Source organism: Promicromonospora kroppenstedtii DSM 19349 (assembly GCF_000515355.1).
GTDB classification, from domain to species: Bacteria; Actinomycetota; Actinomycetes; order Actinomycetales; family Cellulomonadaceae; genus Promicromonospora; species Promicromonospora kroppenstedtii.
On sequence record NZ_KI911710.1, the window covers coordinates 33,552 to 34,430 of the forward strand.

Annotated in this window: 1 protein-coding gene; it reads right to left on the reverse strand. The window is 75.0% G+C overall.

The annotated features are described in order from the left end of the window. Nucleotides 1-879: glycoside hydrolase family 3 protein (locus tag PROKR_RS19575; protein WP_036966294.1), on the reverse strand; the 879-nt coding region annotated here is incomplete at both ends.

The following is an 879-nucleotide window of genomic DNA, read 5'->3' on the forward strand; positions in this document are numbered from 1 at the left end:
GGCGCGCCCAGCGGCAGCGTCCCGTCGTTGCGCAGCAGCACCACGGACTTCGCCGCCGCCTCGCGTGCCAGGGCCCGGTGCTCCGGCAGGTCGATCGCGTCGGCCCCGATGCCCGCGTACGGGTCGGCGGTGCCGTCCAGCTCGCCGGTGCGCAGGCGCAGCTCCAGCATGCGCAGCGCGGCGGTGTCGACGTCGCCCTGCGTCAGCAACCCGGCTGCCAGCGCCTCGCGCAGCCGGTCCAGCGTGACCGACGGGTCGGTGTCGTTGTCGGTGAAGGAGTCCAGTCCCGCGCGCACGGCCGCCGCGTGCGCCTGCGCGTGGGAGGCGTACGCCCGCTGGATCGTCACCAGGAACGTGGGCGCGCCGGCGTCGGACACGACGGCGACGGAACCGGGCGCCCAGGAGCGCAGCTCGGCCAGCAGGTCACCTGACGTGTGCGCGGGAACCCCGTTGACCAGGTTGTACGACGGCATCACCGCGCCGGCGACCCCTGCCTCGATCGGTCCGCGGAAGGCGGGGAGCTCGTACTCGTGCAGCGTCCGCTCGGACAGGTTGGACGACGTCGCCGAGCGGTCCGTCTCGTTGCCGTACCCGAGGAAGTGCTTGAGGGCCGGGACCGTCTTCCAGACCGTCGGGTGGTCCCCGCGCAGCCCGGCGCAGTACGCCGTCGCCAGGTGCGACACGAGGCGCGGCTCCTCGGCATAACCCTCCTCGCCGCGACCCCAGGCGGGGTGCCGCAGCGGGTTCACCACGGGCGCCCAGACGTTCAGGGAGGCCGCCGGGTCGGCCGCGTGCTTGGCCCGCAGCTCGGTGGCGACCAGGTCGCCGAGCCGGCGGAGCAGGTCGGCGTCCCACGTGGCGCCCAGCCCGACCGGCTGC